16 protein-coding genes are annotated in these 24,561 nt (G+C 71.9%); all 16 read right to left on the bottom strand.

Annotation, left to right across the window (positions count from 1 at the left end; translation table 11 throughout):
- Positions 1-4: 4 nt before the first annotated feature.
- A complete protein-coding gene (locus OHA55_RS14140) occupies positions 5-1,048 on the bottom strand; it encodes an aminomethyl transferase family protein (protein ID WP_266706309.1) in 1,044 nt (347 codons plus the stop codon).
- A gap of 29 nt (positions 1,049-1,077) precedes the next feature.
- Complete coding sequence (locus OHA55_RS14145; RefSeq protein ID WP_266706311.1) at positions 1,078-3,057, bottom strand: GNAT family N-acetyltransferase; 1,980 nt, start codon at positions 3,055-3,057, stop codon at positions 1,078-1,080.
- 118 nt (positions 3,058-3,175) lie between these two features.
- A complete protein-coding gene (fabZ, locus tag OHA55_RS14150) occupies positions 3,176-3,697 on the bottom strand; it encodes a 3-hydroxyacyl-ACP dehydratase FabZ (protein WP_266706313.1) in 522 nt (173 codons plus the stop codon).
- On the bottom strand, positions 3,694-3,990 hold the full coding sequence (locus tag OHA55_RS14155; RefSeq protein ID WP_266706315.1) for an acyl carrier protein: 297 nt from the start codon (positions 3,988-3,990) through the stop codon (positions 3,694-3,696). The genes fabZ and OHA55_RS14155 overlap by 4 nt, the downstream gene beginning before the upstream one ends.
- A 35-nt stretch (positions 3,991-4,025) precedes the next feature.
- On the bottom strand, positions 4,026-4,778 hold the full coding sequence (fabG, locus tag OHA55_RS14160) for a 3-oxoacyl-ACP reductase FabG (RefSeq protein ID WP_266706317.1): 753 nt from the start codon (positions 4,776-4,778) through the stop codon (positions 4,026-4,028).
- Entirely contained in the window at positions 4,775-5,803 is a 1,029-nt protein-coding gene (sbnB, locus tag OHA55_RS14165) for a 2,3-diaminopropionate biosynthesis protein SbnB (protein ID WP_266706319.1), read from the bottom strand. Before sbnB ends, fabG begins: the two co-directional genes overlap by 4 nt.
- 54 nt (positions 5,804-5,857) lie before the next feature.
- A complete protein-coding gene (sbnA, locus tag OHA55_RS14170) occupies positions 5,858-6,871 on the bottom strand; it encodes a 2,3-diaminopropionate biosynthesis protein SbnA (RefSeq protein WP_266706321.1) in 1,014 nt (337 codons plus the stop codon).
- Positions 6,868-9,171: a lantibiotic dehydratase gene (locus OHA55_RS14175; protein WP_266706323.1), complete on the bottom strand. Its 2,304-nt coding sequence runs from the start codon at positions 9,169-9,171 to the stop codon at positions 6,868-6,870. Before OHA55_RS14175 ends, sbnA begins: the two co-directional genes overlap by 4 nt.
- Entirely contained in the window at positions 9,168-10,406 is a 1,239-nt protein-coding gene (locus OHA55_RS14180) for a PLP-dependent aminotransferase family protein (RefSeq protein WP_266706325.1), read from the bottom strand. Before OHA55_RS14180 ends, OHA55_RS14175 begins: the two co-directional genes overlap by 4 nt.
- A 5-nt stretch (positions 10,407-10,411) precedes the next feature.
- The gene (locus tag OHA55_RS14185; protein ID WP_266706327.1) at positions 10,412-10,666 is read right to left on the bottom strand and encodes an acyl carrier protein; all 255 of its coding nucleotides are present in this window, start codon (positions 10,664-10,666) and stop codon (positions 10,412-10,414) included.
- Positions 10,647-12,191 carry a class I adenylate-forming enzyme family protein gene (locus OHA55_RS14190; protein ID WP_266706329.1) on the bottom strand — a complete coding sequence of 515 codons (1,545 nt, stop codon included), beginning with the start codon at positions 12,189-12,191 and terminating at the stop codon, positions 10,647-10,649. The genes OHA55_RS14185 and OHA55_RS14190 overlap by 20 nt, the downstream gene beginning before the upstream one ends.
- On the bottom strand, positions 12,178-13,128 hold the full coding sequence (locus OHA55_RS14195) for an ACP S-malonyltransferase (RefSeq protein ID WP_266706331.1): 951 nt from the start codon (positions 13,126-13,128) through the stop codon (positions 12,178-12,180). Before OHA55_RS14195 ends, OHA55_RS14190 begins: the two co-directional genes overlap by 14 nt.
- 151 nt (positions 13,129-13,279) lie before the next feature.
- Complete coding sequence (locus OHA55_RS14200) at positions 13,280-14,071, bottom strand: ABC transporter permease (RefSeq protein ID WP_266706333.1); 792 nt, start codon at positions 14,069-14,071, stop codon at positions 13,280-13,282.
- On the bottom strand, positions 14,068-15,024 hold the full coding sequence (locus OHA55_RS14205) for an ABC transporter ATP-binding protein (protein WP_266706335.1): 957 nt from the start codon (positions 15,022-15,024) through the stop codon (positions 14,068-14,070). Before OHA55_RS14205 ends, OHA55_RS14200 begins: the two co-directional genes overlap by 4 nt.
- Before the next feature lie 244 nt (positions 15,025-15,268).
- Positions 15,269-17,002 carry a ricin-type beta-trefoil lectin domain protein gene (locus OHA55_RS14210; RefSeq protein ID WP_266706337.1) on the bottom strand — a complete coding sequence of 578 codons (1,734 nt, stop codon included), beginning with the start codon at positions 17,000-17,002 and terminating at the stop codon, positions 15,269-15,271.
- A gap of 310 nt (positions 17,003-17,312) precedes the next feature.
- Entirely contained in the window at positions 17,313-24,218 is a 6,906-nt protein-coding gene (locus tag OHA55_RS14215) for a glycoside hydrolase domain-containing protein (protein WP_266706339.1), read from the bottom strand.
- Positions 24,219-24,561: the final 343 nt, after the last annotated feature.

Consider the following 24,561-nt stretch of genomic DNA (forward strand, 5'->3'; position numbering starts at 1 on the left):
CCCTTCAGGCGATCTTGACGGTGAGGGAGCGGGCGATGACCCGGGGCAGGGTCGCGGTGCGCACCGGGCGCTCGTCCCCCGCCTCGTCCGTGGCGGTCAGCTCCAGTCCCGGCACCCAGAAGGGGTTGTCGAGCAGGGCCAGGACCAGCTCCTCCTCCGGGTTGGCGGCCGGCGCCTGGTGCAGGACGGTGCCGACCTCCTGACCGGCCGCGGTGACCGGCGTACCGGCCGCGAAGCGGCTGCCGACCGGGGCGACGAGCGCGGTGAGCCGGGCCTCGGAGCCGGTCGGTGCGGTCAGCTCGTCGGAGCCGTGGAACTCGCCGATCCGGCTCCAGTCGATCATCCAGGCCAGGTCGGCCTCGCCGACGCTCAGTTCGCCGAACCCGGTGCTGTACACGCCCATCCCGGCCTCGGCCTGCACCCGGGTGAGGCCCTCCTCGCCGATCTCGGCGCCGCCCTGGCCGGCGAGGGCCGCGAGCACCGCGTCGTGCGCGGCCTGCGGGGCGTCGGACAGCAGCAGGTAGCCGTACTCCCCGGTGGTACCGACGCGGGCCAGGTGGGCGGTGGCGCCGGGAACGTCGAGGGTGGACTCGGTGACGGCGTGCAGGGTCAGGCCGGAGATGTCGAAGTCCACGAAGCCGGCCGCGACCGACCAGGCCACGGGGCCCTCGAAGGCGGTGGCGCCCCAGCCGTCGGGGGAGATCTCGACGGTGACGCCGGCGGAGGTGTCGAACCCGCCGAGGTAGGAGCCGAGTTCGTCGGCCGTGACGGCGGTGCGCGGCAGCAGCCACGACTCCTCGCCGATCTCGAAGTGCAGCAGGATCGCGAACGGCGTGCCGTCGGCGTTCAGCGCCAGCACCTCACGGACGGAGTCGGGCTCCACGTAGTCCGCGGACTTGGCGAGGAAGCCGTCCAGGAAGGTCAGCCGGTCGTCGCCGGTCAGCCGGACCAGCGGGGCGGTGACGCGGTAGGCGCCGACGGCGGTGCGCAGGGTGGCGTAGTCCTCGGTGGCGGTGCGGACGGCCGGGGCGATGGTGGTGGCGGTCATGATCTGTCGTTGCCTTTCGGGTCGGTGGTTCAGAAGGAAAGGGGTATGTCGTGTACGGAGAGCAGCCAGGAGCTCTCCCGTGCGGCGGACACTCCGCCGACGAGCAGGCCCGACGGCGAGGCGCGCAGGACGAGTTCGTCGTGCGGGCCGGCGGCGGGAGCGCAGTGCAGCCACCGCCCGTCGGAGAGCCGGACGGATGCCCTGCGGGCCCACACCTGGCGGAAGTCACCGGAGTTCAGCTCCCAGCGCGCGCCGTCCGAGTCGAGGACGACGGCCGTCTTGAGGGGCGTCTGCGGGGTGAGCCAGACGACGGTCTCGCGGTCCGTCCCGCTCGGGTCCGTCCCGCTCGCCCGGACGTCGACGCGGAGCCCGTCGCCGGCGGCAGCGATCTCCCAGTCGAGGCCGGATTCCGGGGCGTGGAGGCCGAGCGGGTGCTTCTCCTCCCAGGTGCCGCATGGCACCCCCCAGCCGAGCCCCGAGGCCCGGTCGTGGCGGCTGTTCTCCTGGGTCACCCACAGGCCCGCGGACCAGTGGGGGTTGTAGGCGTAGGAACGGGTGCGGGGGTAGGGGCTGCGCAGCACCTTGGTGGTGCCCTCCCGCCAGACGGTGACGCCTCCCGCGGCGGCGTGCGTCTCCAGGCGGCGCGTGGTGTCCGCGCCGCTCGGGCGGATGACGGTGCGCATCCGGGCCACGCCGTCCGCGCCGGGTTCCGGGCGGCGCTCCAGGAGCGTGCTGTGGACCAGCCGCAGGGGCCCGTCCACCGGCAGCGAGACGCGTACGTCCCGCCCTTGCCAGGTCAGCTCCGCGCCTTCGGGGACGGTCCGGGAGGCGGCGACGATCTCGGAGGCGTCGCGCACCCCCTGGCCCAGCCCGATCGGGTGGGTCTGCCCTTCCGCGTCGGTGAAGACGCCCTGGCGCAGGCCCACGGTCTGGAAGATCCGGCCGCTCGCGGAGCCGGTGCGGGTGAACTCCTGGAGCAGACCGGTGCCGTCCAGGGTGAAGGTGCCGGTGACCGTGGCGTCGCCGTCCCGCTCGGTGACCCGTACCCCGCCCTCGACGGGCTCCAGGGTGAGGTCGCGGGGCTCGCCCTCGCGCCAGCCGGCCGGGCGGTCGGCCCGGCAGCTCGGCCAGGTGGAGACGAGTACCGGGCCGCGGTGCCCGGCCACGAGGACGCTCAGCGTGCCGTCCTCCCCGTCGACCTCGCAGGTGAGGCCGGACTCGGTGAACCGGTACGGCGCCACCCCGCGCGGGGCCCTCACCTCGTACGGGGGCCGGGTGATGCGCAGCGCCCGCTCCGTGCCGTCGGCCTCGATGAGGCGGGCCTCGCGCACGGCGCCCCGGTCCACGTCCACGGACGCGTCGATCCGGAACTCGCCGAGCGCCAGGCTGTAGTCGACGGTGCGCACCCCGTCCACCACCCGCACGTCCGAGCGCAGCTCGTCGTCGCGGGACTCCGTGACGGAGGCGAAGCTGGTCAGGCTGCCGAGGGCCGCCATGGCCCGCTCGCCCAGGTCGGCGAGGACGCCGCGTACGACGAGCGGGATGTAGTTGTGCAGCTCCACGTTGCCGTCCTCACCGGGGACCGCCCGGCCCACCGACACGCAGCCGACGCGCCGGTAGAGCCGGAAGGCCACGGTGTTGGCCGGGTTGACGGTCAGCCGCAGCACCAGGCAGCCGGTGCGCATCATCCACTCGACGGCCTCGGTGAACAGCCTTCCGGTGACCAGGCCGCCCCGGTGGGCGGGATGGACGAAGAACATGTCCGCGATGAGTTCGCCCGCCCGGCCGGAGCGCCGGCCGGTGTTGTGGAAGAGGCCGAACGTTCCCACGAGCCGGCCGTCGTCCTCGGCCACCAGGAACGTCGCCGTCTCCCGCTCGGCCAGCTCGTGGGCGAGTTCCGTACCGCTGACCCCCCCGGCGACCGGGTTGGGGTTGTCGCGGTGCCGGTTGTAGAGCTCCGCGATGGCGTGCGCGTCGCCCTCCTGGTACGGGCGGATCGTGAGGGCCATGACCACACCTCCTTCTGTCGGTCCAGTGGTTCCGGTTGTGTGCGTTTGCGCGTGTGTGCGCTTGCGCGTGTCTGCGTTTGCGCTTCCGCGCTTCCGCGTTCGCGCTCTCCGGGGGAGGTCAGCCCTTGCGGCCGGTGGTGACGACGAGCGTCCCGGCGGCGGCGAGCTCGGTTCCGACGGTCGCCCGCACCTTCACCTGGCGCAGGCCGCCGAGGCGCTGCCCGAGCTTGGCCTCCAGCGTGAGCTGGTCCCCGGGGACGACGAGCCGGGAGAACTTCATGGTGCTGATGGAGCCGAGGTAGCCGACGCTCTGCGAGGCGTCGTCACCTCCGGTGCCCTCGGCGCTTTCGAGGATCTCCGCGACGTAGACGACGGCGACGAGCTGGGCCATCGACTCGACGATCATCACGCCCGGCATGATCGAGTGGTCCGGGTAGTGCCCGGCGAAGAACGGCTCGTTGACGGAGACGCTCTTGACGCCTCGGCCCGAGACGCCCGGGACGACGTCGTAGGCCCGGTCGATCATCAGCATCGGCCAGCGGTGCGGCAGCATCCGCTTGATGTCGTCGGACGAGTAGCTCAGGGCCTTGCGCGCGGGCGCGGGGGCCTGCGCTTCGAGGAGTGTGGTCGCGGGGCTCACGCGGCGGTCTCCCGGTCCTCGATGAAGTCGACCAGGGCGTTGATGGAGCCGAAGGCCTCGAAGTCGTCGTCGCTGATCAGCACGTCGAACTCGTTGTTGACCATGACGACGATCTCCAGCGTGTCCAGCGAGTCCATCTCCAGGCCCCGGCCGAACAGCGGCTGGTTGTCGGAGACGAAGGCCGGCTCGACCTCGAGACCGAGCCGGTCGATGATCATCGACTTGACCTTCATGTTCTTGCCGAGACGGGCCTCGGCCTGGGTGCGGATGTCCTCGAAGGTGGCGGTGGACATGGTGGTTACCTCCTGTGAATCGGTGGGTGGTGCGGTCAGTTGGGGATCATTCCGCCGTCGACGGTCAGCACCTTTCCGGTGATGTACGAAGCGGCGGACGAGGCCATGAAGACAGCGGCCTGGGCGACCTCGGCAGGGGTGCCGGTGCGGCCGAGCGGAATCACCTGGAGGGCCTCCTTCAGGTGCGCCGGGGGGACCTTCTTGACCATGTCGGTGTCGATGAACCCCGGGGCGACGACGTTGACGCGGATGCCGCGCGGCGCCACCTCGTACGAGAGGCTCTTGGCCAGGGAGATCACCCCGCCCTTGCTGGCGGCGTAGTTGGCCTGGCCGGCCCGGCCGGCGATTCCGCTGGTGGAGGCGATCAGGACGAGGGAGCCGCCACTCGCGTACATCTGCTTGGTGGCCTCGCGGGCGGTGAGGAAGGTGCCGGTGAGGTTGGTACCGATGACTTCCTGCCACTTCGCGCTGCTCATGGCCGCGAAGTGGCCGTCCGCGGTCACACCGGAGTTGAGGACGGCGACCTGGACCGGCCCCCACTCGGTGCGGATCCGCTTGAACATCGCGGTGACCTGAGCCTCGTCACCGACATCGGCCTGGACGAGGAGGGCCTGGCGGCCCAGGGCACGGATCTGCTCGGCGACCGTCTCCGCCTTGGCGGCGCTGGAGTGGTAGTTGAGGACGACGTCGCAGCCGTGCTCCGCGAGCGCCAGCGCGGTGGCCGCGCCGATGCCGCGCGAGGCGCCGGTGACCAGGGCACGGGTGCCCTCGGGGAAGAGGAAGCTCATGCCACGCCTCCCGCCATGGCCGCGGTGACCCGGTGCAGGCCGGGGTCGAAGCCCTCGGCCTCGCTGCCGAGGCCGTTGCGGGTGGCCGCCCCGAGGATCACCCGGGCGACGGCGAGGTCGAGGATGCCGAGGCCGAAGGGGGAGAAGACGATGGTCCCCTCGGTCTCCAGCCCCTCGCTCAGGCCGAGCACGGTCGCGATCTCGGCGCCCACGAAGCGGCGGTGGCCCACCTCCTGCTCGGCGCGGTGCAGCGAGGTCCCCTCCCGCATCACGTGCTCCGTGTCGTCGACCACGTTGTAGGCGTTCAGGACGGAGTCCGTGCTCAGGTCGCGCAGCGACAGGTGCAGGATCACCTGACGGGCGGGGCGGTCGGGGTGGGCGGCGAGGTCGAGCCAGTAGGTGGAGTCGGTGGTGGCGACGGAGACCGTGCCGGCGCGCAGCGCGTCGTCGACGTCACCGGCCACGAAGCTGATCTCCGGGCGCTCGGCGGCAAGTTGGGCGGCGAAGGTGGCCGCTCGGCCGGGCACCGCGTCCTGCACGGTGACCGTGCGCAGTTCGGGGTGGACCAGGACCAGGAAGTCCAGGACGCGCCGGTTGATGGTGCCGCAGCCGATCAGACCGGCCGTGTGCACGGGGCGGTCGCCGTGCAGCGTACGGCTCGCGAGGGCGGCCGACGCCGCGGTGCGGGACGCCGATATCTGGCTGGCCTCCAGGACGGCGGTCGGGTAGCCGGTGCGCAGGTCGTTGAGGATCTGCACCGACGAGGCGCGCTGCAGGCCCCGCTCGACGTTGGCCGGGAAGGAGGAGATCCACTTCAGGCCCATGACGGGATCGGGTCCGCCCAGGTAGGCGGGGAGCGAGATGACGCGGGAGCCGTCGTCGCCGGGCGGGCGCAGGAACCCGGAGAACGGCACCTCCGAGCGGCCCTGGCCGTGCAGCACGTACGCGGCGCGCACCGCGTCGAGCACGGCGGGGTCGAGGCCGCTGAGCGCGGCGGCGACGTCCTCGCGACCGAGGATTCTCATGACTGGTCAATTCCTCTGCGTGGAAGGTGGGTGGGGAAGTGGGGTGGGCGGGCTTCAGCCGAAACGGGACTCCACCCAGGAGTCGCTGTAGATCGTGTCGAGGTAGCGGTCGCCCCCGTCGGGGAGGATCGCGACGCAGGTGGCACCCGGCGTGATCCAGGAGGAGGCGTCCAGCAGGGCGGCCACGACGGCTCCGGACGAACCGCCCGCGAGGATCGACTCCTTGCCCAGCAGGGCCCGGCAGCCGCGCACGCAGTCCAGGTCGGTCATCTTCACCACCCGGTCCGCGAGACCGGGTCGCAGCAGCGCCGGGACCACCGCCGCGCCGTGCCCGGGGATGGTCCGGCGGTGCCGGCGCTCCCAGGACTCGGGCGGGCCGAAGATCACGCTGCCCACCGCGTCCACCGCCACCACCTGGGTGGGCAGGCCCTCGGCGGCGATGTACTCGGCGCAGCCGCGCAGCGTGCCGGTGGTGCCGGCGGCCAGGAAGAGGTAGTCGGGAGCCTGCGGAAGCGCTTCGTGGATCTCGCGCATGGTGTGCTGGTGGGCGAGGGCGTTGTACTCGTTGCCGTACTGGTTGGGCCAGTAGGCGTCGGGCACGGTGCGCAGGAGTTCCCGCACCCGCCTGATCCGGGACGGCAGGTACTCGCCGGTCTCCGCGTCGCGGTCCACGACCTCGACCGTCGCCCCGTACGCCCGCATGATCGCGGTGTTCTGGGCGGTGGTGCGCGGGTCGACGACGCAGATCAGGTCGAGCCGGTAGAAGTTGCAGAGCTGGGCCAGGGCGATGCCCAGGTTGCCGGAAGAGGACTCCACGACCGTGGAGATGCCCGGCATCAGCACCCCGGTGGACAGGGCGTGTTCGATCATGGAGCGGGCCGCGCGGTCCTTGATGGAGCCGCCCGGGTTGAACCGCTCGCACTTGCCGTAGACCTGGAAGAGCGTGGGCGGGAAGAGTCGGTCGAGGGCGACCAGTGGGGTGGAGCCGATCGTTGCGATGATGTCCGGATCGCGGGGACGGGCCGCCGTTGCGGCGCGGGTCGCCGCGGCGGAGGGGGCCACGGTCATTCCGGTACCTTTCTGCTGATCTGGAGCCGGAGTTCACTGACGTAGCGCTCGCCGTCGGCCCCCGTGAGCCAGGAGTCCCGGGGGTGCGGCAGCGGCTCGCTGAGGATCACGGTCGCGTCCGCGTCGAGGCGCCGGGTGCGGCGGACGAGGTTGGCGAAGGAGAGCACGAGGGTGGGACTGGTGAAGTCGACCAGGGACGGCTTCGTCTCCTGCGGGAACTTCACGAAGGCCTGGTCGGGCAGCCCGCTCGCGCGCAGCCACCGCCGTACGGCCAGGTAGTCGCCCGCTCTGTCGGGCTTGACGGCGAGCGGGATCTCCCCGGCCGGCACCCGCCAGGTCTCCCGGAACAGGACGAGCCCGTCGAGGCTGACGCGGGGGGCGTGCGGCCGGTCGAGCCCGATCTTGAAGGCGTCCGCGGCGATGATGGACACCGGGACGGCGAGCAGTTCGGCCATGCTCCACCCGCGGCCGTCGGGGGTGGTGGCGGTGACCGTGCCGTCCCGCTCGGACAGGGTGATCGCGGTGGCCGGGTCGATCCGGGACCGGTCGTCGAACGGCGCCCGGGTGAACCCGATGAGTCGGTCGCCCGCGCCGATGGGGGCGGGCACCATGCGGCCGCTGTTGCGCTTCCAGTCGACCGGGAGCAGCGGTACCAGGCGGGGCGCGCCGATCGCCGCGTTCACCTTGTCGCGCAGGGAGCCGGCGTCGCTGGTCCAGTCGAGGAACGGCAGGTCGCAGGTGGCGAGGCAGGCGTGCAGCTCGCCGAGGACGACGGTCGGGTCCCCGTCCGCCTCCTGGACCACCTGGAGGTCGGGGCTGTGCAGGGCGAGATGGGGCGAGCGGACCGGACCGGTGGCGAAGACGGCGCGCGCCCGCCGCTCGATGTCGTCCACCCGCAGCGCGACCGGCTGGACGCCGGCCGGATCGAGATCGAGGACCTCGCGCCACTTGCGGGCGAGTTCCCTCGTCGCGGTGTGCACGGGCCGGGCGCCTTCGCCGCCCCAGAACAGGCCGAGCACCTGTGTCCACACGTCGGCGAGGGTGACGGGCGACCTCCGCGGCGCGGCGGCCCGGACGAAACCGGCCACCTCCGCCTCGACGAGCTCCACCAGTCGGTTGCCGAACCAGTCCGCCGCGTCGGCCACCAGGGCGAGCGGGCGGGCGATCCCGTCGAGGAAGCCGGTGCCGACCTCGACCTGGCAGTCCCGCACCGCGTCCTGGTAGCAGAGAGTGCGGCCCGCGTACGCCTTGCCCTCGTCGCGGGAGGCGTCGAGGCCGGTGATCTTGACGAAGTACGCGTCCAACTCGTCCAGCCGGGCAGCGAGCTGATCGGGATCGGTGGCGGCGTCGATGGCGTCGCGGTGCCGGTCGAGTCCGGTGAGGACCGTCTCGAAGCGGACGAACAGCTCGGGGTCGGCGACGGCGGCGACCCGCCGTCGCAGGACCCGCTCGGCCCGCACGTCGACCGGGATGTTGGCGTCCCAGGTCAGCACGCGCTGCTTGAGGAGCCGGGTGAGGATCTTCTCGACGCGTGGCCGTGCGCCCTCGGTGTCCCAGCCGTCCTCCCGTACGAGGGCCTCGACGATCGCGGCACCGTTGCGCTCCCCGTCCGCGTGGCCGAGGACCTGCCGGTCCTCCGGGCGCAGCCGCGTCACGCGTCCGCCCGGCAGCAGCAGCCGGTCACCGTCGAGGTGGACGTCGGGGCGGGGCAGCGGCGGGAACCACCAGCGTGCACCGGGCTGGGCGGTCATCCAGTCCGCGACGGCGGCCAGCGCCCAGCGTTCGAAGTACGTACGGCTGCGCGCCACCAGCCGCTCGCCGTGGTCCACCGCGAGGCCCCCGGGCGCCCGCCCGACGGACATCCAGGCGGCCGGACCGAAGAAGCCGATGGTCTCGGCCTTGGCGCAGTAGCGCAGCCAGTACATGGCGAGGGTGCGCTCCCGCTGCTTGCGCTTGGACTCCTTGCCCGTGCCGGCGGCGAGCGCGTCGAGCACGCGGTAGACGGTGCGGTTCTGCCAGGCGATGGCCGTGCGGACCTTCTCGTCACCGGCGAGTGCGGCCAGGCGGTGCGTTTCGGCCGCGCTGTCGGCGAGGTAGGCGACGGTGAAGGCGTCCTGGTCCCCGCGGTCGGCCGCGGCGGCCGCCGCCGGCCCGCCGAGCAGGTCGAGTCCGGAGGCGGGGAAGCCTGCACTGCGCAGCAGCCCGACGCCCCACATGTGCCACTCGCTGTCGCCGAGGCGCCGGGTGGGCCGGAAGTCGGCCCAGTCGTGCTCGCGCAGCGCTTCACGGGTGCTGGTCACGCGGCCCGCCTCCCGAGGTCCACGTCGGCGTCCGCGTCGGAGTGCCCGTCGGTGCCGGTGCCGGCGTCCGCGCCTCTCAGCGCGGCCGCGAGCCGGGCGACCCCCTCGGGGATGCGCTTGCGCGGGACGTTGCTGAAGCAGAGCCGCAGCGCGTCGCCGCACTCCCCGTCGAGCCCGAAGTGGCTGCCGGGGACGTAGGAGACGCCCTGTTCGGCCGCGGCGCGCGCGAAGCGGCCGGTGTCGGCGCCGCCCTCGTGCCGCAGCCACAGGTAGAAGCCGCCGTCCGGCCGCTGCCACCGCCAGGGGCCGTCGGTCCCCAGCTGCTCGTCCAGCGCGTCGGCCATCAGGCCGCACCGCTCCCGGTAGCGCTCGCGGTAGGCGTCGATCAGGCTGTCCCAGCCACCGCGGGCGTGGAACGCGGCGAGCGCGGCCTGGGCGAACGCCGACGGCGACAGGGCCATCACCTCGGTCGTACGGCGCAGCCGCTCCGCGACCTGCTCGGGGGCGGCGATCCAGCCGCAGCGCAGTCCCGGCGCGAAGACCTTGGAGAAGGTGCCGAGGTAGACGACGTTCGAAGGGTCGATGCCCTGGAGGGTCTGGACCGTGCCGCCGTCGAAGCCGAGCAGCCCGTAGGGGTTGTCCTCGACGATCAGCAGGTCCAGTTCCCGTGCGGCGTCCACCAGTTGGTGGCGTCGCTCGACGGACAGGGTGGCGCCGGTGGGGTTCTGGAAGGTCGGGTTGCAGTACAGCATCCGTACCCGCTGCCCGTCGGCCCGCAGCCGGGCCACGGTCGCCCGCAGCGCCAGCGGGTCGAGCCCTTCGGCGTCCTCGGGGGCCCCGTGCAGGCGCAGTCCCGCCGTACGGAAGGCGGTGGCCGCTCCCGGGTAGGCGGGGGTCTGGCACAGTACGGTCTCCCCCGGTGCGGCGAGGCCGAGGCCGAGGGCCAGCAGTCCCATCTGGGATCCGGCGGTCGGCACCAGGTTCGCGGCGTCGGTGCTGCCGCCCTCGCGGGCCATCAGGTCGGTGATGGCGGGGACGAGGGCCTTGGCCACGTGCGGGGTGCTGTACTGGAGCGCGATCCGGCCGCCGATCCGGGTCAGCCGGGCGAACTGCTCGGAGAGTTCCTTCAGGGGCAGCAGGTCGAGGTCCGGCAGGCCGCCGGCGAACGAGATCAGATCACCGCCCCGTTCGAAGAGCTGCGGCATCTCGGCCGCGGGTCTTATGTCGGTCCACATGACGGTCAGCTCCCCGACAGCGCGTGCGCGCCGCTCGCCAGCTGCTCGTGCACGAGCCTCAGCAGGCCGGCCGACGAGGTGAGCGAGAGGTCGGCGAGCGCGTCGGGGTCCAGCTCGATGCCGAACCTGTCCTCGACGGCCATGATCAGGGCGACGGTGTGGAGCGAGTCCACGCCGAGGTCCACGAGCGGCACTTCGGAGCTGGTGACCTGCACGGCGCATATCTCCTCTACGAGCTGGTCAAACTGCGACTGGTCCATGGGAGCTCCCTGTGAGTGCGGCGGGGACGGGGGTGACGGCCGTGGCGACGGCCTCGGCGGGGGCGGCGGCGCCGGCCCGGAGCAACTGGGCGACGGCCACGCGGTCGGGTTTGCCGTTGGCGGTCAGCGGCACGGTGTCGAGCGGGACGATCCCGTCGGGAAGGCGGGCGTGGTCCAGAAGGCGGGTGAGAGCGGCGCGGACCTCCTGCAGGGTGAGATCCGTCTGCACGGCGAGCAGGAACGGAGCGTCCTCGTCGGCGGGGCGCGGGGCGACGGCGGCGTACACGCCGGGTACGCGCTCGGCGGCGAGTTCGATCTCCGACAGGCCCATCCGCACGCCGCGCCGTTTGATCACGTCGTCGTCGCGGCCGACGAAGTACAGCAGGCCGTCGGCGTCGATCCGGCCCTGGTCACCGGTGTGGAGCTCCAGGGAGCCGTCGGCCAGGCGCACGTACCGGCTCTGCCGCTCCAGCGGGACTCCCCAGTACCCGGCCATGACGGTCTCGCCCCGGACGACGATCTCGCCCACCTCGCCCGGCGGCAGGGTCCGCCCGTCCGGCCCGACCGTCCGTACCCGGAGACCGGGGATGGCTCGGCCCACCGAGTCGGGATGACGCTCGTAGAGCGCCGGGTCCAGGACCGAGATGCGCTTGCACTCGGTCATCCCGTACATCGAGGCGAAGACGGAGCCCGGGAAGGCGTCGAGCAGTTCGCGCATCACGGTCGGGCTGGGCCGGGCACCGGTGTTGGTGAACAGCCGGACCTTGGTGGCGCGGCGCAGCTTCTTCTGGAGCAGCCCGAGGATCTGCGCGAGGGAGGGCACCAGCGGGACGACGGTGACCCCGTGGCGCTCGATCACCCGGATCAGTCCGAGGTCGCCCCCGCGGTCGGTGAGCACCAGGGTCGAACCGGTCAGCGTGCACAGCAGGGCCTGGTACAGGCCGTAGTCGAAGGAGAGCGGCAGTCTGCACAGCACCACGTCGTCGGCGCGGTAGCCGAGGGCGGCGTCGACGGCGCGGACCGCGGCGAGGATCTGCCGGTGCGGGCAGACGACGCCCTTGGGACGGCCGGTGGTGCCGGAGGTGTAGATCAGCAGGGCGACCGCGTCGTCCGCGACCTCGGCAGTGGTGTGGTCGGCGGGCGTGTGCCCGATCTCCCGTACGGCCCGCTCCACCTCCACGGTCGACCGGGCGGCGGCACCCGCGGTGGGCGGGCAGACGGCGAGAGCGGCCGTGCAGTCCCGCACGATGTGGTCGATCTGGTGGTCCGTGAGGTCGGGGTGGACCGGCACGAACACCGCTCCGATACGGAACGAGGCCCACAGGAGGGCGAGGAAGGTGCGGTCGCCGCCGCCGGCGTAGACCACGCGGTCCCCCGCGCCCACTCCCTGGCCGCGCAGCCAGCCGGCCGCCCGGTCGGTCTCGGTGCCCAGCTCCGCGTAGGTCAGCGGTCCTGCGGCGTCGACGAGGGCGAGGTGCCCGGGGCGCTCGGCGCGGGCGTGTGCGAACAGCTCAGACACCGGCATGGACGAGGTCCTCCTTCCAGGCACCCGCGGCACCGATCCGGGCCCGCACCTTGTCGAGGTCCCGGGGGGCGGTGACGCAGACGACGGCCAGCTCGGGCAGCTGGCGCTTGAGGATGCCCGCGAGGGTGCGGGCGGGCGGCAGACAGACCGTCACCTCGGGTGCGATCCGGCCGAGCGACTCCAGGCAGAGGTCCCAGCGCACCGGCTTGACCACCTGCTCGACCAGGCGGCGGCGGATGTCGTCCGGTTCACGGACGACCGAACCGTCGGCGTTCGACAGGAGGGACCCGGTCGGCCGCCGGAACGGTGTCCGTTCCGCCGCCGCGGCGACGGCCCGGCGCGCGGACTCCATGTACGGGGTGTGGAAGGCGCCGGCGACCTGGAGCAGCTTGACCGTGGCGGAGGGCGGCGGGGCGGCGACGAGCCGTTCGAGGCCGTCCGTGGGTCCCGCCGCGACGATCTGGCCGGGGCCGTTGAACGTGGCCGCGTACAGGCCCAGTTCGCGGATGCGGCCGAGCACGTCGGCCTCCTCGCCGCCGACCACGGCCGCCATCGAGGTGGGCACCTCCGCACAGGCCGCGGCCATCGCCCGGCCACGCACCGCGGCCAGCCGCACGGCGTCGGCGGGGGCGAGCGCTCCGGCGTACACCGCCGCGGTCAGCTCCCCGACCGAGTGCCCGGCAGCCACCAGGGGCCCGTCCGGCTCGGCCGTGGCGAGCGCCTCGTGGGCGAGGAGCCCGGCGGCGACCAGCAGCGGCTGGGTGTTCTCGGTACGGGCGATCTCCGCGGCCGGCGCCTTGCCGCCGAGGTGCACGAGGTCCACATCGGCGGCCTCGGACCAGTCGCGCAGGCGCTCGGCGTGCACCGGGTCGCGCAGCCAGCCGGCCAGCATGCCCGGGGTCTGGGAGCCCTGTCCCGGCACAACGAATGCGTACATGAGTTCGAATCTCCTTTCGTAGGGGTGTCGATGACCGGAGCGGGGCCCGGCGTCGGAGGCGGAAAGGGGCGTGAAAGGCGCAAAAGGGCGTGAAAGGCTCGTGAAGGGGCTTGTGGAGGAGAGGAACGAGCGGTGCGGGGCGGCGCCGGCCTCAGTTGCGGCCGGTGCTCTTGCGGAAGCGGCGGATACCCATGAAGGCGAAGGCCGCGAACCAGGCGACGGTGTTGACCACAGCCATCGCGAGGCTGGAGTGCTCACCGCTGAAGGAGTAGCCCTCGGTCAGGCTGTAGCGGGCGAGTGTGGAGACGCCGAACATCGGCGAGTAGCGGGAGATCTCCAGCATGGTGCCGGAGAGCGGGATGAAGAGATTGCCGAGGAAGGCGAGCGCGGTCATGGTCAGACCCGGCATGTGCATCACGGTGTCGGGCTTGAGAGCGAGCCCCAGCGTGATGCCGAGGGCGGCGAAGACGGCCGCGCCGAGCCACGCCACCAGCAGGGACGTCACCCACACCGTGGCCGTGGCCTCCACCCCGGTGAACACACCGAGCACACCCACGACGGCCACCGGCACCGCCGCCATGATCACGGAGGACAGCACCTTGACGAAGAGGTAACCGGGAGGGGCGAGCGGGCTGAGCGCCATGGTGCGCATCCAGCCGGACGCCTTCTCCACGGAGATGGTGGCCGCCGAGCTGACCGCCGCGGTCGCCGCTCCGTACACGGCGATGCCGGTCATCATCCAGGCCGCGAAATTGCCGTGCGGGAGGGTGGCGCCGTCGGGTTCGGTACGGAAGAGCGCCAGGTAGAGGACGGCCGGCAGGAGCAGCGTGAAGATCGTGGTCTGCCGGTTGAAGCGGCGGCGCAGTTCGTAGCCGATGAAGACGGAGTTGACTCCGCTGAACGGCGAGGTCCGCACCTCGTGGGTGGCTGACGCGGCGCTCATCGGGTGCCCCCTTCGGTACGGCTGTGGTGGGTGAGGGTCATGAATGCCTCTTCGAGGCTGCGCGGGGTGACCTCGATGTCGGTGGCGGACGTCCGCCCGATCAGCAGGCGCAGCAGCGCGTCGGAGTCGGTGGTGTCGAAGTGGTACCGCCCGCCGCGCGGGGTGCTCGATCGGACGAGGGGGGACTGCGCGAGAACGGCCGCCTCCTGCTCGCCGATCCGCGCCGACACGGTGCGCCCGCTGAGAGCGGACCGCACGTCGGACACCGAACCGTCGACGACCACACGGCCCCGGTCGATCATCACCACCCGGTCGGCGAACCGGTCCGCTTCCTCCATGTAGTGGGTGGCGAACATGACCGTCATGCCGCGCTCCGTGTCCTCACGGACCGTCGCCCAGAACTCCCGGCGGGCGACGACGTCCATCCCGGCCGTCGGCTCGTCGAGGACCAGCAACTCGGGCCCGGAGAGCAGGGCGAGAGCGAACCGCAGCCGCTGCTGTTCACCGCCGGAGCACTCCGCGACGCGTCGGCCGCGCAGCTGGTCGAGTCCGGCCCGGGCCAGCACCGAGTCGATGTCGGCACCGGGGTGCAGCGAACCGAGCATCCGCACGGTGGCCTCGACACTCAGGTCGGGCAGCAGCCCGCCCGACTGGAGCACCGCGGCGACCTGTCCGGAGCGCACCGCCTGCCGCGGCTCACCTCCGAACAGCCGCACCGACCCCTCGTCGGGCCGCGTCAGCCCGAGCAGCATGTCGATGGTGGTCGTCTTGCCGGCGCCGTTCGGTCCGAGGAAGGCGACGATCTCGCCCTGCCGGATGCGCAGGTCGATGCCGTCGACGGCGGTGAACCGCTCTCCCTTGGCATCGGTGAACCGCTTCACGACAGAGTCGAGCCTGACGGCTTCCGAGGACGTCACCCCCTCGGACACCTGGCGCGGTCGGGTTTCGATCATCTTCGAGTCCTCACGATCGGGGCGGGGGTGGCCTGGCAGGAGCCACTCTCCCGGGACCGCCTATCCGCCCCTGCCCGCCGGTCTATCCGGTCGCTATCGGGACGGACGGACCGGGAACGACGGGCCGCCCGGGAACGCGTACGGCCCGGGAACGCGGGAGGGCCCGGGAACCCAGGAGGGCCCCGCAGCACGCTGCGGGGCCCTCCTGCCTGCGTAGTCCCGGTCCCATGACGGGAGTGCGGTGCTATCCCAGGGCGAACTTCTGGGCCGCGGAACTGTTGCAGTCCCAGATCTGGAGCCGGGTGCCGTTGGCGGTGGCTCCGTCGGGCGAGTCGATGCACCGGCCGCTGGTCGGGTTGGACATCGAGCCGTTGGAGTTCGCGACCCAGTTCTGGTAGCCGCCGCCGTTGCAGGTGGCGAGCTGGAGCTTCGTACCCGCGGCGCTGTTGCCGCCGGCGATGTCGAGGCACTTGCCCAGCGTCTGGAGGGTCTGGCCGCTCCAGGTCCACTGCTGGTCCTTGGCGGTGGACTGGCAGTCCCACAGCTGGACGGCGGTGCCGTCGCCGCCGTTGTCGTCACCGGCCACGTCCACGCACTTGCCGCCCGGGCCCTTGATGGAGCTGCCGATGGAGAACTTCTGGGCGGCGGAGGTGTTGCAGTCCCAGATCTGGAGCCGGGTGCCGTTGGCGGTGGCGCCGTTCGGGGAGTCGATGCACCGGCCGCTGGTCGGGTTCTTCAGGGTGCCGTCGGACTGCTTCACCCAGGACTGGTAACCGCCGGTGTTGCAGGTGGCGAGCTGGAGCTGGGTGCCGGCGGCGCTGTTGCCGCCCGCGATGTCGAGGCACTTGCCCAGCGTCTGCAGGCTCTGGCCGCTCCAGGTCCAGTGCTGGTCCTTGGCGGTGGACTGGCAGTCCCAGAGCTGGACGGCGGTGCCGTCGCCGCCGTTGTCGTCACCCGCGACGTCCACGCACTTGCCGCCCGGGCCGACGATCGTCTGGCCGGTCACCGAACCGCCGGTGCTGCCGCCGCCGGTGGAGCCCGGGGCCTTGTTGTAGACGGCGACCGAGTCGATGATCAGCTTGCCGCCGGAGACCGTGGCCGCGTTCGGTCCCCCGCCGAAGGCGTCCGGGAAGCCGCCGCCGATCGCCAGGTCGTAGATGATGTAGAAGGGGTGGTCGATCGCGTCGGCCCAGGTCGTCGCATCCACCTGGTTCGCGTAGATCGTGTAGTAGTTGTTGCCGTCGAGGTAGAACCGGACCTGCTCCGGAGACACCGAACGGTCGATCTCCACGGCGTAGTCGTGGAATCCGGTCTGGCAGCCCGAACAGGCGCGTTCGCCCGAGGTGATGCCGGTCCCCTCGTTGCACGGGCCGCCCGGGCTGACACCACAGTGGACGGCGCCGAAGACGGAGCTGCGGCCGTTGATGTCCTCCATGATGTCGATCTCGCCGGACTTCGGCCAGGTGACGCCGGAGCGCAGCGGTGCGCCGAGCATCCAGAACGCCGGCCAGTAGCCGGCCCCGTTGGCGGTGGTGACGTTGGGCTGCTGGAGGACGGACTCCATGCGGACGACTCCGCCCGCCGGGGCGCCGAAGGTGGCGGCCTGGGTCTCCACCCGGCCGGAGGTCCATCCGGCCCTCGGGTCGGAGCCGGAGTGCAGGGCCTGGAGCACCAGGTGGCTCTGGCCGTCGTAGTAGACGTTGGACGTGCTGTTGGTCATGGTCTCGATCTCACCGGTGCCGAAGTTGCTGCCCGGTCCGGTGTCGTACTTCCACAGGCTCTGGTCGATGCCGGTGCCGGACGCGCCGTTGAAGTCGTCACTCCAGGTGAGGGTGAAGCCCGAGGGCGGCGCGGGCACCGACGCCTCGGCGTTCATCGTCCCGCCGACGGAGACCGCCGCCACGGTGACCGCGGCGACGGATAGCAGCCTCAGCGCTTTCGTCCAACCACGCTGCGGTCTTGCAGATTTCAGGCGCATATGTCCGACCCTCCGGGGGAAAGGCGTGCCCTCGCGTGTCCGTACGGGCACCTCTGACGGAACATCACCAGGTATAGACCTGAGATGTCATGGACACAGCTTGTCGATGGGTTCTGCATTCGACAAGATGCCTGACACGTCTGCCTCGCGCGCGTTCTCCTTCAAGAGTTGAAGGCATTTTGCGGGACAGTCCCAAGGCTCCCCGGTACGCCGACGGCCCCTCCGGGCGGACCACGAGGGTTCACCCGGAGGGGCCGTACGCACGGTGGGCAGCGCCCCGCCGGGGTGCCGGCGGGGACGCGGCTCGCGGTTACCGCAGGCCGGTCAGGCGCAGCGGCCGGGACCAGTCCGTGGACGGCGACCAGCCGCCGTCCGAAGAGCCGTTGCCGGAGTGGTTCCAGCCGCCGTGCGAGCCGAAGGCGCCCTCGTCGCGGTCGGTGGACCGCAGCCCGACCGTGTAGGTGCGGGTGACCGCGCCGTCGGCCGACGTCACCCTGATGGTCCGGGTGGTGAACTTCGAGCCGGAGCCGGAGGACGACAGGATGCTGCTGCCCTCGGTGACCTTCACCTTCGCACCGGGCTGGGCAGGTACGGCGGTGACGGCCGGGGTCTTCCCGTTCTTGGGCACGTCCACCACGTACGTGGAGACCTCCGGGTCGAACCCGTCGATCGCCACGCCGCCGACCGTGATCGCGCTCGCGTCGGCGACCGCGGCAGCGGTGGCGTCGGCGAAGTTGGTCACGGTGACCGAGCCGTCCGCGCCGACGACCACCTGCGCGGCCATGGCGGCGGCGAGGTTGACTCGCTCCCAGCTCTCCCCGCCGTCACCGGTGAGGTCGAGCGGGTAGCCGGAGTCGGTGGCGGTCTGCTCGATGATCTGCGTGCGCTGCTCGGGGGTGAGGTCCGGGAAGGCCGTGATCAGCAGGGCCGCCGCGTCGGCCGGCGCCTGGAGCGCCTGACCCGACTGCCCCACCCGGGAGAACCCGTAGCTCAGCCGGCGCGTGTACACGTCGATCTGCTGCTCGGTGGAGAGACCGGCGTACGCGTCGCCGGAGCAGGCCGCGAGGGTGGTGCCGTACCCCTCCTTCTCGCAGCTCGCGAGCAGCACGTTCTCGATCTCGGTGTGGGCCTCGGCCAGCAGCTTCTCGAACTCGGGGTCCGCCCAGCGGTGGGCCACGGTGGCCTGCGCGCTCATCCGGCCGCCCATGACGTCCAGCGGGTAGTGGAACCCGAGGATGACGCGGTTGTTGCCGTATTCCGAAGTGCGGGCGAGGATCGACGGCGCCAGCTCCGGGAGGAGGGTGGCGAGGACGGTACCGGCCTCGTATCCGCCGTAGGTGTGACCGCTCGGGTAGGAGCCGCTGGTGGTGAGGCTGCCGTACGAGCCGTCCTGCGACTCGTAGATGTCGCCGCCGTCGCCGACGAAGCCGAGCCGGACGTACGGGCGCTGGTAGGCGTAGAGGTTCTTCACCGCGTCGACCTCGTCGAGGCCGGACGAGACGCGGCCGAAGAGGGCGCTGGTCTTGGGCAGTCGGCCGCCGTTCAGGGCGTCGGTGTAGAGCGTGCCGAGCCGGGAGCCGAGGCCGTCGGCCATGGTGACGGTGGCGCTGTGGGTCGCGTCGATCTCGGCCCGGTCCACCTCCTTCTGGGTCGCCGCGTTGTTGATGGCGACGGAGATCTTGTCGTTCTCGGCGGTCGGCGCGGTGCCGGCGGGCACCTTGGCGTTGGCGCCGCGGGTGCCGGTGCCGAGGTCGTCGAAGCCGGCGAGCAGGTCGTGGAACCAGTCGCTGCCGTCGCCGGTCTCCGGCCACTCGTCGGACGGGTAGCTCGCGTCGAGGGTGTCGGCCGGGAAGGCCGACGGCTCGTACGCGGTGTCCGTGCCGGAGCCGGCGACGGCGGCGGCCACCGGTTCCTCGGAGGTTCCGGCCAGGGTCACGGCGGTCACCGTGGCGGTGTTCGCCTTCGCCGTGCCGGTGGTGGTGAGCAGCGCGGTGTCCGCCGTGGCGGAGACGTGCGCGGTCGTTCCGTCGCCGAGGGCGACGGTGTAGCCGACGATCGGGAACCCGCCGTCGAAGGCGGAGTGCCAGGTCACCCGGACGTGCTTGCCATGGGTGACCACCCCGGTCACCACCGGCTTCTGCGGCTTGCCGCCCGCGGTCACCACGGGGGCCGTGGCGGCGCTCGGGCGGGAGGTGCCGTAGGTGTTCACGGCGCTGACCCGCGCCGTGTACGAACGGCCGGACCGCAGGCCGGTGAAGGTGGTGGAGCGGCTGTCCTGGTCCGCGATCCGGACCTGGTGACCGTCGTCGAGCGTGACGGTCCAGCCGGTGACGGGCGAACCGCCGTTGTCCGCGGGGGCGGACCAGGCGACCGTCACGCTGCTGCCCGAGGAGGTCGCCGACACCGCTTCGGGTGCGGCGGGGGCCGACTTGGGCTTGACGGTGAGTGCCGCGACGGCGTGCTGGAGCGCGTCGTACTTGGCGGTGAGCGCCGCGTCCGTGGCCGTGGTGTCGGCCACGGCGGTCTTCGCCGCGGCGAGTGCCGTGGTGAAGGCCGTCCAGGTGGCGTCCGTGTAGCGGGTGTTCTCCAGGGCCGAGGCGGTCCGGAGCAGGTACTCCAGCGTGAGCCGCGGCAGCGGGACCAGCTGACCGACGGCGAGGGTGAGGCTACGGGTGCGGGTGTCGACTTCGAGCTGGGTCGCGTCCTCGGCGTCGACCAGGGCGCGGGCGGCGTCGAGTTCACGCCGGAACACCCCGAAGTCGATCCCGTCGTAGCGGTCGGCCTCGCCGGTGAGTCCCTCGTACCGCTCGATCGCCTTGCGGAGCGCGGACGGATCCGTGGCCGCGGGGGCGTCGACGTGGTCGAAGGTGATCCGGCCGATGTTCGCCACGTACGGGTGCGCGGAGTCCGCGGTGGTGACCAGGCGCAGGTGGAGGCCGTGGGTACCGGTGATGCCCTGCGGAAGCGTCAGGCTCGTCGTGCCGCCGGACGACCAGGCGCTGCCGGTGACGGGCAGCGGGACGGTCGCGTACGGCGTCCCGGGGCCGGCGGCGTCGAAGGAGTCCAGGTAGAGCTGGACCGCCGAACCGGTGCCGCAGCGGGCTGAGTTGTTGGCGTAGGTGATCGTGACGGTGTTCTTCGCGGCGGCACCGAATTCGATGTCCCCGTAGTCGAGCCAGGCTCCGTCGTAGGTGCCGCCGAGGTCCGTGGCGGACCCCGCGCCGCTCCAGCCGGCCGGCTCGCTCTTGAGGCCGCCGCCGCTGTTCGAGCGGAAGGCGGTGGCGTCGATCGCGACGGGGGCGGAGGTGTCCTGCGTCAGGGTCAGCGCGTAGACGTTGGCCACGTAGGGCAGGGCGGAGGTCTGCGTGCTGGAGGCGAAGACCGCGTACACGTCCTTGGCGCCCTTGAGGACGGCCGGGTCGAGGCGGACGGTCGTGGTGCCGATGGTGCCCCAGCCCGAACCGGTGGAGGCGAGGGGGACGTCGACGGCCGTCGGACCGTCCTTCGAGCCGAGGCGCAGCTCGATGTGCGAGTCCGGGGCGGAGCGCGTCTGCGGCTTGTCGTAGCTGACGGTGAGGGTGTCGGCCCCGTCGTGGAGGTCGGTGTCCTTCCACTCGGCCCAGGCGCCGTCCGTCACGTTCTCGAAGATGCCGGACGAGGTCTTGAGCGGGAGCGAACCGCCGCCGGTGGAGGTGGCGTTCACCGCGGTCAGCGTGGCGAGCGTCGTCGAGGAGGACGCGGAGACCGCGTACGGGGAGAACTGGTACCAGTCGAAGTTCGACACCCACTGCTGTCCGGCGGGGGCGTGGAACACGAAGGTCGCGCTCTTCGCGGTCAGCAGGGCGTCCGGGTCGGTGACGGTCGCCTGGACGGTGTTCCAGTACTGCCAGCCGCCCGTTCCGGGGAGCTGGGCGGTGGCGACGACGGGGCCGTCGGCGCCGCCCGCGTGGATGTCGACGCTGCTCGGCTTGGCGTTGGTCGCCTGCGAGTTGGCGTAACGCACCGAGACGCTGCGCGGGGCGACACCACCGAAGTCCAGCTTGGTGTACCGCTCCCACGAGCCCTCGGAGACGCCGCCGAGGTTGCCGTCCGAGTTGTTGCGCTCGCTGACGAGGCTCGCACCCTCCTTCTCGTCGGGGGACTCGGCCTGGAGGACCGCGTAACCGCCCTCGTCGATGGTGAGGGCGGAGGCGGCGGACCGCAGCGCGTCCTCGGCGGCCATGATCGTGCCGGTCGTGGCGGCGGGGTCCGCGAGGACGGTCCGGCCACGCTCCAGGGCCGACTGGAAGAGGTTCCAGGAGCCGTCCGAGTAGTTGCCCGCGCGCACCGGGGACGCCTGGTCGACCAGTGCGCCCAGGGTCGTACGGTGCACCGCGGCGGCTGAGACGATGAGCGGGGCGGTCGGGGAGATCCCGGTGCCGCGCACCGTGGACGCCTTCCCGCCGTGGGCGAACGCGGCGTCCTGGAAGGTGATGCCGAGGCGCGCGTCGGTCTCGGTGGTGCCCTTGAGGGAGAGCGTCGCGGTGTGCGCGTCGGCGACCCGGAGGTCGGCGGTGACGCCGCCCGGCAGGCCGGTGACGGTGGCCGCCCCGGACGCGGTCAGGCTGGTCCCCTTGCGGGCGGCGAAGGTGGCCGGTCCGGAGAGGGTGAGCCGCACGTCGCCGCCGACGGTGCCGTCGGCCTTGGTGGCGAGGGTGGCGGGGGCGGCGGAAACGGTGGTGTCGCCCTTGCCCGGGGCCGTACCGGCACCGGTGTCACCGTCGTCGGTGTTCAGCGAGTACGCGGGCTCGGTGGCGGCGCCCCACTTCGAGGGCTTGGCGCCCATCGTGAAGTCGAGGGTGCCGCCCGCGATGATCTGCGCGTAGTCCAGCCAGGTGTTGTCGAACTTCTTGCCGTTGAGCTTGGCGCTCTGCACGTAGTAGTTGCTCGGCGAGACGCCGTCGGCCTTCACGGTGAACGTGGCGCCGTTGGCGTAGGTGATCGTCGTGGAGTCGAAGAACGGGCTGCCGATCTGGAACTGGCTGGACCCGGCGGTGACCGGGAACAGGCCGAGCGCGGCGCCGACGAACATGGTCGACATGGTGCCCGCGTCGTTGTCCATGGTCGGCAGGAAGCCGTGCGGGGAGAGCTTGTAGACCTGGGTCTTCACCGGCGGGGTGAACTGACCGCCGCCGCTCGGGGCTTCGTTGGTGGAGCCGGTCGCGATGTACCGGTTCCAGGTGGTGCCGGTGTAGATGGAGCGCACCCACTTCTGCGTCAGGCTCGGCTCGCCGACGTAGTTGAAGAGGTACGGGGCCTGCAGATCGATCTCGTTCGCGTTGGAGTGCAGCATGGTCGAGCCGTCGTCGACGCTGGAGTCCTCGCCGAACATGTGCTCCACCGCGGCCTTGCCGGCCTTGTCGCCGCCCATGGCGTCGATGAGACCGCCCATGTCGTAGGCGTCGTACCAGTGGTACTGCCAGAGCGTGCCCTGGTAGAGACCGGCCTCCTCGAACTTCTCGTAGTCGGCCGCCTGCCAGTCACCGCTCGCGGCGCGCGGGGTGAGCAGACCGACCTCGGTGCCGTCCGGGGCCTTCCAGGCACCGGACTTCACGAGGTTGTCGATCGCCATGGTCGACTGCTCGCGCAGCTTCACCGCGTCGTCCGTCTTACCGAGCGCGCCGGCGATGACGGAGAGCGCCCACTGGTCGTAGCCGCGCTGGACGGTCGTACCGGGGTCACCGGTGACGTACCCCTGCCGCAGCTGCGCGCCGGTGTAGTAGCCGGCGTACGACATCAGCGCCGGGTACGCCTCGTCGAGCCGGTCGAAGTTCTTGAACCCCTTCGACAGCGCGTCGGCGACCAGCACCGCGGAGCGCTCCCAGCGCACGGTCGGAACCGAGTGGGTGAGACTGCCGAGGCTCTTGCCGGTGGCGCGGGTGTCGGCGAAGAGCTCGATGAGCGACTGCACCATGTCCCGGTAGGTGGCCGGGTCGATGTACGCCTCGACGGAGTACTTGCGGAAGTCGTCCCAGGTGGACCAGCCGTCGTAGTACGTGAAGCCGTTGGCCTTGTGCACCGCGCCGTCGGCGCCGCGGTACGTGCCGCTGGTGCTGGTGGCGTTCACCGGGGCCGCGTACATGCGGTACAGGTGGGTGTAGAACTCCTTGGTCAGCGTCGATCCGGGGTCGGACTTCTCCGTGGCCTTGACGGCGACCGCGCCGAGGGCGCTGTTCCACTCCGCCTTCGTCCGGTCGCGCGCCTGCTCGAAGGTGAGCCCGCCGACCTCGTTCGCCTGGTCGGTCGCGGCCTGTTCGGCGCTGATCGGCGAAAGGGTGACACGCAGCTCGATGTCGTCCCCGTCGGACGCGTCGAACCCGAGGACGGCGCCGGTGTCGACCCCGTCCCGCGCGGTCGCGTCGCTCAGCTTGCCGTCGCCGCCCCAGCTCTTCAGCGAGGTGACCGGGACGTTCGTGGTGGCGTTGTAGAACATCTGGTACGAGGCGCCGTTGAACGATCCCGCGATGAGCCCGGAGACCGAGGTGGTCCCGTCCGGGAGCGTCGTAGCTTTCAGGGTCGAACGGGTACGGCTGGTGAAGTTGTTCGCCAGGTCGAGGACCAGCTCGGGCTGCGAACCGGCGGGGAAGCGGTACCGCTCCAGCGCCGTACGGGTCGTCGCGGCCATCTCGGCCTCGATGGTCCCCGAGCCCTCCGTGACGGCCGACCCGGTACCGGAGAGGGCGCCGAGACCCACCTTGTACGAGCCGGGGCTCGCCGACTCGTCGTCGTGGCTGTACGCATGGGCGTAGGTGCTGGTGGCGGGGCGGCTGTCGTACCGCACCGAGGTCGGGACGACGAGCAGGTCGCCACCGCCTCCGGAGCCGCCGACCCCGTCGAGGTTGGTCGCCGTGAACCCGGCGATGTGGTCCTCGTCGTAGTCGTACCCGGGGTGGTTGCGGTTCGGCGTCGTCAGCGGGTTGACCTTGGCCAGACCGTGGGGCGCCTGCGCGCCCGGCAGGTCGTTGCCGTCGTCACCGGCGGTCGACACGAACGGGTCGACCAGCGCGGTGTAGTCCGTCGTGGAGGTGCCGGACGCGCTCGCGCCGGGCGCCGCCACGGCCACGCCGCCACCCGCCAGTGCGGCGGCGCCGAGCGCCCCGGTGAGCAGGACGGCGACCGCGGCGCGCCGGGGGCGGCGGCCGGCGGGGGCCGCTCCCGCGCGTATCGCGGGAGGCAAGGGGGGATGGGATCTGATGGACACGGGACCTCTCAGGCGTCGCACTGCGTCGCACGGTTCGGCCTCACCAGAAGACAACGTTGTCAGCCCACGACACCGGGCGTGCAACCCAGAAACAGCAGGACGGAAGTGAACACCGCGATCATCCCTGCCGCGTTCACGACCGTCCACCATCAGACACGGAGAAAACGTACGAGGGGCAAACAATTCCCGCCGGGGAGGTGGCCGGGCCCGGAGCGCGCACGGAGGGCCCGGTCCGCGCGGGGACGGGGTAGGACGGCGCCCGGTCCGAGCACGGCGGGAATTCATGGCATGCACGCGATCAGCTGTGTACGGTGAGCCT

Origin of the sequence: Streptomyces sp. NBC_00102 (genome assembly GCF_026343115.1) — a bacterium.
In the GTDB taxonomy this organism is placed as follows: Bacteria; Actinomycetota; Actinomycetes; order Streptomycetales; family Streptomycetaceae; genus Streptomyces.